We start from the raw sequence: 17,090 nt of genomic DNA on the forward strand, positions 1-17,090 counted from the left end.
GTCATGACGACAGGGCAGGACATCGAGGAGCTGGTGCGGTTCGTGCTGGCGCCGGGCACGAGCGACGACCCGTTCGCCCACTACCTCCGGCTCCGTGAACTCGCCGACGTCCACCGCAGCGAACGGACGGGCATGACGCTCCTGTCGCGGTACGCGGACTGCCGGCAGGTCCTGGGCGACCAGGAGACCTTCCGGGTCGTCGACACCGACTGGATGGCGGCCAACGTCCCCGGATGGCGGCCGTCGCCGGGCCAGGAGCAGTTCCTCTCGTCGCTGTTCTTCCGCAACCCGCCGGACCACACCAGGCTGCGGCGGCAGCTGTCGCGGGGGTTCACCGCACGCCGGCTCCAGACGCTGCGCCCGTTGGTGGAGAAGGAGGTGCTGCGCGCGCTCGACCGGCTCGCCGCCGTCCCGTCCGGCCACGTCGCCGACTTCCAGGAACTCGTCTCCGTTCCGCTGAGCCTGGCGGTCCTCGGCGGCCTGCTGGGCATCCCCGTGAGTGAACGCCCCCGCTGCTGGACGCTGCTGAACGAAGCGGTCCCGGCGCCCGACCCCGCCGCGGACGAGGCGGCCCGGGCGGCCATGAGCAGACGGGCGGACGAGGCCGCCGCCGAACTCGCCGTCTTCTTCACCGAGTTGATCGCCCGCAAGCGCACCGAGCCCGGCGACGACCTCGTCAGCGCCTGCTTGGTGGAACAGGCGGGCGACCCGGAGCAGCTGACCGACCGTGAGCTGGCGCTCGCGGTGCTCCCGGTCTTCGGGGCCGGCGTGACGACCCTGAGCGACACCCTCGGCAACATCATGCACACCCTGCTGACCAACCCCGACCAGCTGGAGCGGCTCTCGGCCGACCCGGCGCAGGCCGAACGGGCGGCCGCCGAGGCGTTCCGTCACTGCGGCGGCTACCACATCACCCGCCGCTACGCGACGCGCGACACCGAGATCCGCGGGGTACCGGTCGCCGCGGGCTCGGTCGTGGTGCTCCTCCTGGCCGGGGCGAACCGTGACCCCGAGGCCTTCGGCCGGCCGGAGGAGTTCGACATCGAGCGCCCCGAAACCGCATCCCTGGCGTTCGGCTCCGGAATCCACCACTGCCTCGGCGCGGCGCTGGCGAAGCTGCTGGTCGAAACCGTGTGCGGGGCGCTGCACCGGGGACCGGCGCTGCGCCCCGCCGGAGCGCCGCGGTGGCGGCCGTCCGTGCTGTTCTTCGGACCGGTGCACCTGCCGGTCACGGTCGTGGCGGATCCCCGCACGGTGCGGTCGGCGCCGTAGCGGCCGACCGTCGCCACGGCGCCGGCAGCGCCCGCACACCGACCTGCTCGCTCCCGGACCGGCGGTAACCATCCCCGCCGGCCGGGGACTTCGGCCGAACCGCCGTATCCGCGGCACCGGCGGCACGGGGCGCCGTCGATCGGCGTGCACCGCACCAACGCCCCGACGCGTTCGATTCGACAAGCCTGGAGGACGGACTTGAGCACGCCGGAACAGGATCTCGTAAAGGCTCTGCGCGCATCGGTGAAAGAGACCGCGCGCCTCCGGCAGAAGAACTCCCAGTTGCTCGCCGCCGCCTCCGAGCCGATCGCCGTCGTGTCGATCGGCTGCCGCTTCGCGGGTGGGATCGCCGGTCCGGAGGACTTCTGGAAGGTCGTGTCCGAGGGCGCGGACGTGTACACGCCGTTCCCCGACGACCGTGGCTGGGATCTCGAAGGGCTCTACGACCCCGACCCGGACACCCCCGGCACGACCTATGTGAACCGGGGCGCCTTCCTCCACGACGCGGCTCAGTTCGACGCGCGGTTCTTCGGGATCTCCCCGCAAGAGGCCATGGCGATGGACCCCCAGCAGCGGCAACTCCTCGAGGTGTGCTGGGAGACCCTGGAGCGGTCGGGAATCGACCCGCAGAGCCTGCGCGGCTCCGACACCGGCGTCTACGCCGGCATCGTGCACCAGGACTACGCGCCCGACCTCCCCGGGGTGGAGGACTTCCTCAGCCTGGAGCGCGCGCTCGGCAGCGCCGGCGGCATCACCTCCGGCAGGGTGGCCTACTGCCTCGGGCTGGAGGGCCCGGCCGTCACCGTCGACACCATGTGCTCCTCGTCGCTGGTCGCCATCCACCTGGCGACCCAGGCGCTGCGTCGCGGCGAGTGCTCGCTGGCCCTCGCCGGCGGGGCCACCGTGATGGCCACCCCGGGCGGCTTCGTCGGTTTCGCGCGCCAGCGCGGCCTCGCCTTCGACGGACGGTGCAAGTCCTTCGCCGCCGCCGCGGACGGCAGCAGCTGGGCCGAGGGTGTCGGCGTCGTTCTGCTGGAACGGCTCTCCGACGCGGAGCGCAACGGACATCGGGTCCTCGCCGTGATCCGCGGCTCGGCCGTGAACTCCGACGGCGCCTCCAACGGGCTGACCGCTCCCAACGGGCCCTCGCAGCAACGCGTCATCCGCAGCGCACTGGCGGCCGCGGGTCTGTCCACCGACGACGTCGACGCCGTCGAGGCCCACGGCACCGGTACCACCCTGGGCGACCCGATCGAGGCGCAGGCGCTCATCGCCACGTACGGGCAGGGCCGCGATCCGAAACGACCGCTGCTCCTCGGCTCGGTCAAGTCCGTCCTCGGCCACACCCAGGCCGCCTCCGGTGTGGCCGCCGTGATCAAGACCGTGCTCGCGCTGCGCCACCGCCACCTGCCGGCGACCCTGCATGTGGACGCCCCGACCCCGCAGGTCGACTGGTCCTCCGGAACCGTCGAGCTGCTCACCGAGGGGCGCGAGTGGCCGGAGAGCGGCCGGCCACGCCGGTGCGGCATCTCCTCGTTCGGCGCGAGCGGGACCAACGTCCACATGCTCCTGGAGGAGGCTCCCGACACCCCGGGGACCGAGGCGCCCGTCCCCGCTCCGACAGAGCCGGAGCAGAAGATTCCGTTCATCGTCTCGGCCCGTACTCCGACGGCGCTGGCCAACCAGGCCCGGCTGCTCGGCGGTTCCGTCGACGACGGCGTCGCCCTCGGTGACCTCGCCTCCGCCCTGGTGACCGGCCGCGCGCTGATGAGCCATCGGGCCGTGCTCCTCGCCCGCACCCGGGACGAGCTGCGCTCCGGACTCGCGCTGCTGGCCGAAGGCCGCACCGGCACCGGTGTGGTCACCGGTGCCGCGGGCCAGACCGGGCCCGGCAAGACCGTCTTCGCGTTCCCGGGGCAGGGAACCCAGTGGGCGGGCATGGGGCGCGAGCTGCTCGACGCCTCCCCGGTCTTCGCCGCCCGTATCGCCGAATGCCAGGAGGCGTTCGAGCCGTGGGTCGACTGGTCGCTGACCGATGTGCTCCGCGGCGACGGCACCGAGCTGGAGCGCGTCGATGTCGTCCAGCCCGTGTGCTTCGCGGTGATGGTCGCCCTGGCCGAGGTCTGGAAGTCCGTGGGCGTCGTCCCGGACGCGGTGATCGGCCACTCGCAGGGCGAGATCGCGGCGGCCTGCGTGGCCGGCGCGCTGTCCCTCGCCGACGCCGCTCGGGTCGTGACCCTGCGCAGCCAGGCCATCGCCGAAGTGCTGCCGCGCGGCGGCGGGATGGCCTCCGTCGGGCTGCCGGTGCACGAGGTGCGCGCACTGATCGAGCCGTGGGCCGAGCGGCTTCAGGTCGCCGCGGTCAACGGGCCGTCCACGGTGGTCGTGGCCGGTGAGGGCGCCGCCCTGGACGAACTGACCGCTCACGCGGCCGAACAGGACTTCCGGTTCCGTCGGATTCCCGTCGACTACGCCTCGCACAGCCACTACGTCGAGAGCATCAGGCCCAGCCTGGAGGCCGACCTCGGCGGGCTGGCGTCGTCGGCGCCGCGTATCCCCTTCTACTCCACGGTCGAGAGCCGATGGCTCGGCGAGGAAGACCGGCTCGACGCCGACTACTGGTACCGCAATCTGCGGCAGCCGGTCCTGTTCGATCCGGCCGTCCGGGAGCTGATCGCTCAGGACCACCGGGTCTTCGTCGAACTCGGGGCGCACCCCGTCCTGGTGCCGGCCGTCACCGACATCGCCGAGGAACTGGACGCGGACGTCCTCGCGGTCGGCTCGACGCGCCGGGACGAGGGCGGCACGGACCGGATGCTCGCCTCGCTGGCCGAGGTGTTCGTGCGCGGCGTGACGGTCGACTGGAACACGGCCGTCCCCGAACCCGGGCCCGCCCCGGTGGAGCTGCCCACCTACCCGTTCGACCACCAGCGGTACTGGATCAGCATGCCCGGCACCGGGACCAGCGCCGAGTCACTGGGTCAGGTGAGCAGCGACCACCCGCTCCTCGGTGCGGTGGTGGAACTGCCGCAGACCGACGGCCTGGTCTTCACCTCGCGGCTGTCGCTCGCCACCCATCCCTGGCTGGCCGGCCACCGCATCCAGAACACCGTGCTGGTGCCCGGAACCGCCTACGTCGACCTGGCGATCCGGGCCGGCGACCAGTTCGGCCACGGAATCCTCGACGAACTCGTGATCGAGGCACCCCTTGTGCTCCCCGCCGAAGGCGCCGTCCGGGTCCAGGTCGCGGTCGGCGGCACGGACGTGACAGGACGCCGTCCGGTCGAGGTGTACGGCTCACGGGACGGGGAGGGCTGGACCCGCCACGCGGCGGGCATGCTGGCCGACTCCTACGCCGGCACCGGCGGCAGCGGATTCGACTTCGGCCAGTGGCCGCCGCCCGGCGCACGCCCGGAGGACACCGACGATTTCTACGCCCGCCTCGCCGACCGCGGATACGACTACGGGCCGGCCTTCGCCGGACTGACCGCCGTCTGGCGGCGCGGCGAGGAGATCTTCGCAGAAGCCGTGCTGCCCGCCGAGCACCGCGAGGACATCGAGAAGTTCGGTATCCATCCCGCGCTCCTGGACGCCGCGCTGCACGCGAACGCCTTCCACCGGCGCGACGACGACCGTAACGTCCTTCCCTTCGCCTGGAACGGCGTCCAACTGCACGCGGCGGGCGCCGGCGCACTGCGCGTCAGGGTCGCGCCGTGCGGTCCGGACGCCCTCGCCTTCGACGCCGCGGACGAGACCGGGTCGCTGGTCCTGACCATGCAGTCCCTGGTCTCCCTGCCCATGTCCGACCTGAGCGCAGAGCCCGCCCGTCAGGCCCCCGACACGCTCTGGCAGCTCGACTGGGAGCGCGTGCCGTCGGTGGCCGGGCAGCCGACAGGCAACCGGGCCGTCGTCGCCACCTCCGGTGACGTGGCGCGGATGGCGCTCGCCGAGGATCTGGGCGAGCCGGTGCCCGACCTCGCCGTGCTCGACCTCACCGCACACACCGACGCCGGTACCCGCGCCGGGGACGATCCGCTGCCGCTGCTGGGCCGGGTGCTCGGAGTGCTCCAGGCCTGGCTCGACGAGCCGGTCCTCGCCTCGGTGACGTTGGTCGTGGCGACCCGGGGCGCGGTACCGGCACCCGGCCCCGTCACCGACCTCGACGGCGCCGCGGTGTGGGGACTGCTGCGCGCGGCGCAGGCCGAGAACCCCGGCCGGTTCGTCCTGGTCGACATCGAGTCCGGCGCCGACCGGGACCGGGCGATCGCGGCGGCCCTCGCGACCGGCGAGCCGCAGACCGCCGTACGCGACGACGCCGTACTCGCTCCGCGGCTCGGCCGCGCCCGGCTCACCGAACCCGACGCGCCCATGGAGTTCGCCGAGGACGGCACCGTACTGATCACCGGCGGTACCGGAGTGCTCGGCGCGCTGCTGGCCCGGCACTTGGTGAACGAGCACGGGGTGCGCCGACTGGTGCTGGCGAGCCGGCGCGGCACGGACGCCGAGGGCGTGACCGCGCTCGTGGACGAACTGACCGAGCGGGGCACGTCCGTCGTCGTCGCCTCGTGCGACGTGTCGGACCGTGACGCGCTCGCCGCGCTGCTCGCCTCCATCCCGTCCGAGCACCCGCTGACCGGCGTCGTCCACGCCGCCGGCGTCCTGGACGACGGCGTCGTCGCCGGCCTGGACCCGCACCGCATGGCCGGCGTGTTCGCGCCGAAGGCCGGCGCGCTGCGCCTGCTGGACGAGCTGACCCGAGAGCGGCCGCCCCAGGTCTTCGCCGCGTTCTCCTCGGCCGCGAGCGTCTTCGGCTCGGCGGGCCAGGGCAACTACGCGGCGGCCAACGCCTACGTCGACGCGGTCGTCTCGGCCCGGCGAGCGGAGGGACTGCCCGCCGTGTCCCTGGCCTGGGGCCTGTGGACCCCGGTCACCGGGATGACGGGACAGCTCGCCGAGGTCGACCGCACCCGGATGAGCCGGGGCGGCGTCCGTCCGATGTCGACGGCCGAGGCACTCACCCTCTTCGACCTCGGCATCCGTTCGGGCAACCCGCTCCTCGTACCGATCCGGCTCGATCTCGGAGCGGTACGCGCCGAGGCAGCCGCGGACGGGACCGTCCCCCCGCTGTTCCGCGCCCTCGTGCGTCCGGCGCGGCGGACGGCCCAGGCCGGTGCCGGCGCCGCGGGTGCGCTGGCTCGCCGGCTCGCCGGGCTCTCCGACCAGGAGCAGACCGAGCTGGTGCTCGACCTCATCCGCACCGAGGTGTCGGTCGTCCTCGGTCTGGGCGGGGCTGACCCCGCCATGGACTCCGAGCGGTTCGGCGACATCGGCTTCGACTCGCTGACCGCCGTCGAACTGCGCAACCGGCTGTCCGCGGCCACCGCCGTCAAGCTGCCCGCCACGCTCGTCTTCGACTACCCCACGCCTCGTGCGCTCGCCCGGCACCTGCTCGAACAGGTGGGCGGCACGGTCGACGCCGTCGCACCCGTGCGCCCGGCCGCACCGGCCGAAGCCACGGACGACGACCCCGTCGTGATCGTCGGCATGGCGTGCCGACTGCCCGGCGGGGTCACCTCGCCCGCCGAGCTGTGGCAGCTGGTCGCCGACGGCCGGGACGGCATCTCGGAGTTCCCGGACGACCGCGGATGGAACCTCGACGGTCTTTTCGACTCCGACCCCGACCGCGCCGGCACGGCCTACACCCAGCGGGGCGGATTCCTCCAGGACGCCGGGTACTTCGACGCCGCCCTGTTCGGGATCTCCCCGCGTGAGGCGCTGGCCATGGACCCGCAGCAGCGGCTGCTGCTGGAAACGACCTGGCAGGTGCTGGAGGGCACGGGCATCGCCCCGTCGTCGCTGCGCGGGGAACGCGTCGGCGTCTACACCGGCATGTCGATCCACGACTACCTCGGCTCCTTGACCGACGTACCCGCCGAACTCGAGGGCTTCACCACGACCGCCACCGCGGGCAGCGTCGCCTCCGGCCGGGTGTCCTACGTGTTCGGGCTGGAGGGCCCGGCCATGACAGTGGACACAGCCTGCTCCTCGTCCCTCGTGGCGATCCACCTCGCGGCACAGGCGCTGCGCCAGGGCGAGTGTGAACTGGCCCTCGCCGGCGGCGTCGCCGTCATGGGCTCCCCGGTCGGCGTGACCGGCTTCTCGCGCGCCCGCGGACTGGCCGCGGACGGCCGGTGCAAGGCCTTCGCCGCGGCGGCCGACGGCACCGTGCTGTCCGAGGGCGTGGGCCTCGTACTCCTGGAACGGCTGTCCGACGCGCGGCGCAACGGCCACCGCGTCCTCGCGAAGATCCGCGGCTCCGCCGTGAACCAGGACGGCGCTTCCAACGGCCTCACCGCGCCGAACGGCCCGTCGCAGCAGCGGGTGATCCGCGCGGCGCTGGCAGCCGCCGGGGTCGCACCGGACGAGGTCGACGCGCTGGAGGCGCACGGCACCGGCACCACGCTGGGGGATCCGAGCGAGGCCGAGGCGATCATCGCCACCTACGGGCGCGACCGCTCGCCCGACCGGCCGCTGTGGCTGGGCTCGGTCAAGTCCAACCTCGGCCACACCCAGGCCGCGGCCGGTGTGACCTCGGTGATCAAGATGGTCGGGGCCCTGACCCGCGGCGTCCTGCCCGCGACCCTCTTCGTGGACGAGCCGACGCCGCACGTCGACTGGTCCGCGGGCACCGTCGCCCTGCTCACCGAGGAACGCCCCTGGCCCGAGACCGGCAGGCCCCGCCGGGCCGGCATCTCCTCCTTCGGCATCAGCGGCACCAACGCGCACCTGATCCTCGAGCAGGCCCCGGTCGAACCGGCCGCGCCCGACACCGTGGCCACCGCACCCGAGCCACCCGACGACGAAGCCGACGCCGTACTGCCCTTCGTCGTCTCGGCGCACAACCCGGTCGCCCTGGCAGGCCAGGTGAAGCGGCTGCGCGCGGCCGTCGCGACCGGGCTGTCCCTGCCGGGCACCGCGCGGACCCTGCTCGACGGCCGTGCCCTGCTCGCCCATCGGGCCGTCGTCGCCGCGGCGGACCGGGAGACCCTCGTCGAGCGGCTCGACGCGATCACCGCCGGTGAGTCCGTCCCCGGCGCCACCCTCGGGACGGCGGCGGCCGGCGCCGCCACGTCGGTGGTGTTCGTGTTCCCGGGGCAGGGATCGCAGCGGCCCGGCATGGGACGCGAGCTGTACGCCCGCTTCCCGGTGTACGCGGCGGCCTTCGACGAGGTCTGTGCCCGCCTGGACGACCGGCTCCTCGGCGCGGTCGGTACATCCGTACGGGACGTCGTCCTCGCCGAACCGGACAGCCCACGGTCGGCGCTGCTGGACCAGACCGTCTACACCCAGGCGGCGCTGTTCGCGGTCGAGACCGCGCTGTTCCGCCTGGCCGAGTCGTGGGGCGTCCGCCCTCGGCTGCTGCTCGGCCACTCCATCGGCGAGCTCACGGCGGCGCACGTCGCCGGAATGCTCTCGCTGGACGACGCGGCGACCGTGGTCGTCGCCCGCGGCCGACTCATGCAGGCGCTGCCCGCCGGCGGTGCCATGGCCGCCGTGGCCGCCGGCGAGGACGAGGTCCGCCCGTTCCTCGGCTCCGGTGTCGATATCGCCGCCGTGAACCAGCCCTCCTCGGTGGTGCTGTCCGGCGACGAGGACGCGGTGCTCGCCGCCGCCGACGCGCTGCGCGCACAGGGCCGCAAGGTCAAGCGACTCCCGGTCTCCCACGCCTTCCACTCCGCCCGGATGGACCCGATGCTCGCCGAGTTCCGCGCGGCGATCGCCGACGTCACCTGGCGGCCGGCGCGGATCCGCATCGTCGCCCACCAGGACGGCGACATGACCAGCACCGACTACTGGGTCGAGCACGTACGCCGCACGGTGCGCTTCGCCGACGGCGTGGCCGCCGCGCTCGGCCAGGGCGGAAAACTGTTCGTGGAGATCGGGCCGGGTGCGGCGTTGACCGCGCCGGTGCTGGAGACGGCCGCCGCCTCGGGTGCCGAGCCGGTGTGCACGCCGATGCTGCGCGACGGACACGAGGAGGCACAGACCGCGATCGGCGCGCTCGCCGAGCTGTTCGTACGGGGCGTGCCGGCCGACTGGCAGACACTGCTCCCGGCCGGCGCGCCCGCCGTCGAACTGCCGACGTACGCCTTCGACCGCACGCACTACTGGCTGAAGACGGCAGGCGGACGCACCGACGCGACCGGCCTCGGGCAGGTGGCCGCCGACCACCCGCTGCTGTCCGCCGTCGTCCCCGTGCCGGACACCGGCGGGCTCGTCGGCACCGCCCGGCTGTCGTCGGCCACTCACCCGTGGCTGGAGGAGCACCGGGTGCACGGGGCCACTGTGGTGAGCACCGCGGCGCTCCTGGATCTGGCGGTCCGGGCCGGCGACGAGGTCGGCTGCGGGGTGGTGGCGCGCCTCGCCGTCGAGACCCCGCTCGTCGTTCCGCCGAACGCCGATGTGCGGGTGGAGATCACCGTGGGTGCGGCCGACGGGCAGGGCTGCCGTCCGGTCACGATCCACGGCGCCCGGAACGGTTCCGGCACCTGGGTCAGGCACGCGAGCGGTGAGCTGTCCGCGCGCACGCCGGCCGCCCCCGAACCGGAGCCGCAGGCATGGCCGCCGGCCGGGGCCGAGCCGGTCGAGACGCACACGGAGAGCACCTGCCTGCTGGGCGTGTGGCGCCGTGGCGAGGACACGTACGCCGAAGTCGCGCTCCCCGACGACGGCACCGACCCGCGTGGCGCTGCGGAGTTCGGCCTCGATCCGGCCCTGCTGGACGCGGTGACGCGGGCGGTGACGGCGGGCGCCACGGCCGCCACGGTGTGGGAGGAGGTCGTGCTGCACGCGAGCGGCGCGCGCTGCCTGCGTGCCCGGCTGGCCCCGCTCGGCGACCACCGCTGGACCCTCGAGGCGACCGACGAGGCAGGGATCCCGGTCCTGTCCGCCCGGTCCTGGACGGCGGCGCCGATCCGGCCGGAGGACGTGGGCACGAGCGCCGCCGCGGACGCGACGTACCGAGTCGTCTGGACGGCCACGGAACCGTCCGCGGCGCCGCCCGAGCGCACGGCGACGGCTACGGTGGCGAGCCCCGCGGACGTGACGGCGTTCGCCGGGCGGATCACCGCACCGGCCGACGGACCCACGCAGACCGCCGCGGAGGAGACCGGGCACGACGAACGGCGGCACAGCCTGCCGGCCACCGCTGTGTTCGAGGTCGCCGCCGGCCGCGACGCGCAGCCGCTGCTCGCGGACGTGCTCGCCGTGCTCCAGGCCTGGCAGCACGAGGCTCCTGCCGACACCCGGCTCGTCGTCGTGACCCGCGGCGCCGTGCCCGCCGGCCCGACCACCGTCACCGACGTCCCCTCGGCCGCCGTCTGGGGCCTGGTCCGCGCCGCCCAGGCCGAGATGCCGGAACGGATGCTGCTGCTCGACCTCGATCCCGGGGCGGACACCGAGGCGGCGGTCGCGACGGCCCTGGCCACCGGCGAACCGCAGGTGGCGGTGCGCGGCACCACTCTCCTGGTGCCCCGCCTGGCGCCCGCCGGGCCGCTCGCGCAGCAGAGTGCCGAGCAGCCCGTCGTGAACCCCGACGGCACCGTCCTGGTCACCGGTGGCACCGGCTCCCTCGGCGCCCTCGTGGCCCGCCACATGGTCCGCGCCCGGGGCGCCCGGCACCTGCTGCTGGCCGGCCGACGCGGACCTGCGGCCGAAGGCGCCGAGGAACTCGTGGCCGAACTGTCCGCACTGGGCGCCACGGTGACCGTGGCCGTCTGCGACGTCTCGGACCGCGACGCCGTGGCCGCGCTCCTCGCCGGCATTCCGGCAGCCCATCCGCTCACCGCCGTCGTGCACACCGCCGGAGTCCTCGACGACGGGCTGCTCGGCGCCATGGATCCGGCCCGCCTCGCCGCGGTCCTCGGACCGAAGGCCGAGGGCGGGCGGCACCTGGACGAACTGACCCGGGACTGCGATCTCGCCGCGTTCGTGGCGTTCTCCTCGGCCGCCGGCCTGCTCGGCTCCGCCGGACAGGCCAACTACTCCGCCGCCAACGCCTATCTGGACGGGCTCATGACGGCGCGCCGCGCGGCCGGCCGGCCGGGTGTGGCCCTCTCCTGGGGCCTGTGGGACCAGGCCGGCGGCATGACCGGGCACCTGGACGCCGCGGACCGGGCGCGGATGAGCCGCGGCGGCGTGCTGCCGCTGAGCCCGGAGGAAGGACTGGTTCTGCTCGACGCCGCCCTCGACAGCGGCGAGGCCCACCTGGTGCCGATCAAACTGGATCTCGCCGCAGCCCGCGCCGACGCGGCCTCCGGCGGCCCGGTCCAGCCGCTGCTGCGACAGCTCGTCAGGGCGCGCCGGCGCGCCGGCGGCACGGCTGTCGCGGGCGATCTGCTCGCCGCGCTCGCCGGCCGGTCCCCGGCCGAGCAGGAGTCGAGGTTGCTGACCCTGGTCCGTTCCCGGGCCGCCCTGGTCCTGGGACACAGGTCCGCCGACGACATCGAGCCGGACACCGCCTTCCAGGCCGTCGGCATGGATTCGCTCGGCGGGGTGGAACTGCGCAACCGCCTGGCCACCGCGACCGGGCTGACCCTGCCCGCCACCCTGGTCTACGACTACCCGACCCCCCGGCAGCTGGCGGGGTTCCTGCGCGACGAGCTGGTCGGCACCGCCGCGCCCGCCGAGGCGACACCGGTGGTGGCCGGCGGAACGCACGACGACATCGCCGTCGTGGGACTCGGCTGCCGACTGGCGGGCGGGGTGCGGGGAGTGGACGACTTCTGGGACCTGCTGGTCCGCCGCGGCGAGGGACGAGCGCCGTTCCCGACCGACCGTGGCTGGGACCTGTCCACACTCCCGGTGGAGGCCGGCAGCTTCCTGACGGACGCCGCGGAGTTCGACGCCGGCTTCTTCGGCATCTCCCCGCGCGAGGCGGTGGCCATGGACCCGCAGCAGCGTCTGCTGCTGGAGGTGGTGTGGGAGGCGCTGGAGGACGGTGGCCTCGACCCTGCCACCCTGCGCGGCACCGACGTGGGCGTGTTCGTCGGCGTGATGGGCCAGGGCTACGGCATGTTCGGCGGCGACGCGCAGTCCGACGGCTTGCGCGGCACCGGCGGCGCGGTCTCCGTGGTCTCCGGCCGGGTGTCCTACGCGTACGGCTTCACCGGCCCGGCCGTGTCCGTGGACACCGCCTGCTCCTCCTCCCTGGTCGCGATGCACCTGGCCATCCAGTCGTTGCGCAACGGGGAGTGCTCGCTGGCCGTGGTCGGCGGCGTCACCGTGATGGCCACGCCGGGCGCGTACGTCGAGTTCGCCAAGAACGGTGGGTTCGCGACCGACGGCCGCTGCAAGGCGTTCGCCGCCTCGGCCGACGGCACCGGCAACGGCGAGGGCGTCGGCGTGGTGCTGCTGGAACGCCTGGCCGACGCCCACGTCAACGCCCACTCCGTCAGCGCCGTCGTCCGCGGTTCCGCGATCAGCCAGGACGGCGCCTCCAACGGGCTCACCGCGCCCAACGGACCGGCGCAGCAACGGGTGATCCGGCGCGCCCTCGCGGTCGCCGGGGTGGCGCCCGCCGACGTGGACGTCGTGGAAGCGCACGGAACGGGCACCCGGCTGGGCGACCCGATCGAGGCCCAGGCACTGTTGGCCACCTACGGCCGACGCGACCCCGAGCAGCCGCTGTGGCTCGGCTCGGTGAAGTCCAACATCGGGCACACCCAGGCCGCCGCGGGCGTGGCGAGCGTGATCAAGATGGTGCTGGCCCTGCGTCATCAGGCCCTGCCGGCCACCTTGCACGTGGACGCCCCGACGCCCGAGGTGGACTGGTCCAGCGGCACGATCCAGCTGCTGACCGACGCCCGGCCGTGGCCGTCCCGGCCCGGCCGGACCCGCCGCGCAGGCGTGTCCGCGTTCGGCCTCAGCGGCACCAACGCCCACCTCATCCTGGAGGAGCCGCCGCAGCGCCCGGGTGAGCCGGCGCGGCGCCCCGCCGAGGGCGCCCCCCTGCCGTTCGTCCTGACGGCCGTGAACCCGGCCCGGCTGGCCGCGCTCGCGGCCCGGCTGGCCGACTTCGCCGAGCGCGGCACCGTGCCGCTGCCGACGCTGGCCGCCGCCCTGGCCCACGGCCGGACGCGCCACGGGACGCGAGCCACCGTGATCGCGGCCGACCGCACCGAACTCGTCGACGAGCTGCGGGCGTTGGGCACGGGCGGCACCGACCGTGCGCCGGTCGGCGAACCGTCCGGACCGGGCACCGAGGTGGTCTTCGTCTTCCCGGGCCAGGGCGGCCACTGGGTCGGCATGGGCCGCGAACTGATGGACCACTCACCCGAGTTCCGGGGATGGGTGCGGCGATGCGACGCGCTGCTCGCCGAGTACGACCTCGACTGGACGCTGGAGCAGGCGCTCGGCGGCGAGAACGATCTGTCCCGGGTGGACGTGATCCAGCCCGCCTCGTTCGTCATGACGACCGGCCTGGCCCAGCTCTGGGCATCCACCGGCGTGGTGCCGGACGTGGTGCTCGGCGCGTCGCAGGGCGAGATCGCCGCGGCGTGCGTCGCGGGTCTGCTGTCGGTGGAGGACGGGCTGCGCGCGATCGTGCTGCGCTCCCGCATGGCCGCGCAGCTGCCGTCCACCGGTGCGATGCTCGTGGTCGGCGTGAGCCGCGCCCGGATGACGGAGATGCTCGCCGACTACCAGGGCCGGGTGGAGATCGGTGCGGTGAACGGTCCGGCGACCGTGGCCGTCTCCGGCGAACGCGCCGCCATCGAGGAGCTGGCCGCCGCCATGGCCGACCAGCAACTCTGGTTCCGCAGGATCCGGGCGGACTACGCCTCCCACTCGTTCCTCGTCGACGAACTCCAGGAGCCGATGCTGGCCGCCCTGGACGGGATCGGGGAACGACCGGCGCAGGGCCTCGTCCCGGGCTGCCGGTTCTACTCCACCGTCGACGGCCGCTGGATCGGCCCGGACGAACTCCTGGACGCCGCCTACTGGTTCCGCAACCTGCGCCGACCGGTCGAACTGGACGCGGCCGTCCGCGCCGTGAGCGCCGACGCGCGGGCCGTGGTCGAGGTCTCCGCCCACCCCGGCCTGGTCCCGTCCCTCCTCGACATCATCCAGGACACCGGTCGCACCACGCCGGTGCTCGCCACCCTGCGGCGCCACGAGGGCGGCCGGGAGCGGCTGACGACAGCCTTCGCGGAGGCCTTCGCCGCCGGGCTGCCGGTCTCCTGGGAGACCACGGTGCCGGCCGAACCGGCCGACTGGCGGGAACTCTGCCGCGAACTGCCGACCTATCCGTTCGACCACCGGCGCTACTGGTTGCGCAGCGCGCCGACCACCGACACCGGTGCCCTCGGGCTGGCCCGCACCGAGCATCCGCTGCTCGCCACGATGGTCGAACTGCCGCAGTCGGACGGGCTGATGGCCGTCTCACGGCTCTCGGCGCACGACCAGCCCTGGCTCACCGCCGGCACCGAGGGCACTCCGGTCGAGGTGCCCGGCTCGGTCTGGGTCGAGCTGGCCATCCGGGTCGGGGACGAGGTCGACTGCGGCAACCTGGACGAGCTGGAGCTGCGGGCGCCCCTGATGCTGGGACCCGGCGACGCGGTGCGGCTCCAGATCTGCGTCGACGGCGTCGACGCCGCCGGCCGCCGCCCGGTGACGGTACGGTCGGCGCCCGCGACGACGGACCGGCGACGCCCGGTGTGGACCCTGCACGCACAAGGCGTGCTGTCACCCACGACCACTGCCGCGGTGTTCGAGCCGGACCCGGCCCCCTGGCCGCCGACGGGCGCCGAACCGGTCGGTCTCGACGAACTGCCCGTGGCGACCGGCGCCACCGTGCCGCCGGCCCTGCACGCGGTGTGGCGGCGCGGCGAGGACACCTACGCCGAGGTGGCCGTACCCGCCGACCGGAGCGACGAGGCCGCCCGCTTCGGCGTCCACCCGCTGCTGCTGGAAGCTGCGGCGCACGCGGCGGGCTTCCCCGCGGGGCACACCCCGTCGGTCTGGCGGCAGGTCGTGCTGCACGCGTCCGGAGCCTCGGCGCTGCGTGTCCGGCTGCGGCGGACCGGCGACGGCGTGAGCCTCGAAGCGGCCGACCAGGCCGGCCTGCCGGTCCTCACCGCGGCCCGCGTCACGGCCGGGCCGGCGACCGTCGCCCCGGCCGACCGGCGGTGCCGTGCGCTGCGGACCGAATGGGTCCCGCTCGGCAACGGGCGGGCGAGCACCGCCGTCGAGGTCGTCACCGTCGACAGCGACAGCGCCGTGTTCGAACTCGCCGCCGAGCCGTCGACCGTGGGGGCCGTGGCCGCCGTGTTCGACGTGGGCGTCGGCCGGGAGCCCGAGGACGCCTGCCGTCGTGCGCTCGCCGTCGCACAGGCGTGGCTGGACGAGCCGGACCTGGAGGGCTGCCACCTGGTGGTGCGCACCCGCGCTGCGGTGCCGGCCGGTCCCCGGGACACCGGTCCCGCGGCGCTCGACCCGGCCGCGGCGGCGGTGTGGGAGATGCTCGCCGCGATCCAGGCCGAGTACCCGGGACGGTTCGTGCTGCTCGACGCCCCGCCCGAGGACGCCGACGCCTCGCCCGAGAACTCCGGTGAGACGAGCCTCGGCCATGTCCTGGCCGCGGACGTACCGCAGGCCGCCGTGCGGGCCGGCCGGGTGTACGTTCCGCGGTTGGTACCCGTCGAAGCGACGGAGGCGACGGCCCCGACCGTGGACCCGGACGGCACCGTCGTGATCGTCGGCGGCACCGGCACGGCCGGCGCCCGGGTGGCCCGGCACCTGGTCGCCGAGCACGGGGTGCGCCACCTCGTCCTCGTCGGCCGGGGCGACCCCGACACCGGGAGCGCCGAGGCGCTTGCCGCCGACCTCACCGTACTCGGTGCGTCGGTGGCCGTCCGGGCCTGCGATGCCGGCGACCGGGACGCGCTGCGACGGTTGCTGGACGGCATCCCGGACGATCACCCGCTCACCGGCGTGGTGCACGCCGCGGGGCTGCCGGACGACACCCGGCCGGCCGAACTGGACGCGTACCGGCTCACCGAGGTGCTCGCCGCGCGCACCGAGTCGCTGCGGCACCTCGCCGACCTCACCGCTGACGACCGCCTCGCCCTGTTCCTGGTGATCACATCGGCAGCGGCCCTGCTGGGACCGGCGCACCATCCGGCGAACGCCGCGGCCGACGGCTTTGCGCGGGCGATCGTCGCCCGCCGCCGTGCTGCCGGGCTCGCCGGCTGCGCCCCGGTGCTGCTGCCCGCCGCTGCCGTGACCGGGGCCGACGGCGCGACGGACCAGGACGTGACGCTGTCGGCGGTGTCCGAGGCGCTGCGCTCCGGCGAGCCGTTCCCGGTGCCCGGCCGGCCCGAACAGTGGGCCGCCCCGGCGGCGGGCCGTCCCGTGCCGCCGCTGCTGCGCGGGCTGGTCCCCTCGCGCCGCCGGTCGGCCGCCCACACGGCGGAGTCGGGTGTGGGTGCCGAGAACGGGTGGACGGACCTGCTGCACGGGCAGAGCCTCCAGGAGCGGGAGCGGACCGTACTGGACCTGGTGCGAGCGCAGTTGACCGAGGTGCTCGAACTGGATCCGGCCGAGCCGGTCGACGCGCAGCGCGGGTTCTTCGAGCTGGGCCTCGACTCGCTGCTGGCGATCGAGCTGTCCCGGCGGATCGGCGGCCGCACCGGCACCGCGCTGGCTCCCGCGGCCGTCTTCGGCCACCCGACCCCGGCGGCGCTCACCGGGTACCTGCTGACACGCCTGGAGGACACGAAGGCCGATGCCTGACAGATCCTCACCCGCGGCAGCGACCG

The 17,090-nt window shown here is 74.7% G+C and carries 2 protein-coding genes; both read left to right on the forward strand.

Features of this window, described 5'->3' with window-relative positions; all coding sequences use genetic code 11:
* Positions 1 to 3 precede the first annotated feature (3 nt).
* Positions 4 to 1,272, forward strand: coding sequence for a cytochrome P450 (locus G9272_RS38465; protein WP_171400835.1), 1,269 nt, complete (start codon positions 4 to 6; stop codon positions 1,270 to 1,272).
* Positions 1,273 to 1,470: 198 nt separating this feature from the next.
* A complete protein-coding gene (locus G9272_RS38470; protein WP_171400836.1) occupies positions 1,471 to 17,064 on the forward strand; it encodes a type I polyketide synthase in 15,594 nt (5,197 codons plus the stop codon).
* The last annotated feature ends 26 nt before the right edge of the window (positions 17,065 to 17,090 follow it).

Source organism: Streptomyces asoensis, from assembly GCF_013085465.1.
GTDB lineage: Bacteria > Actinomycetota > Actinomycetes > Streptomycetales > Streptomycetaceae > Streptomyces > Streptomyces cacaoi_A.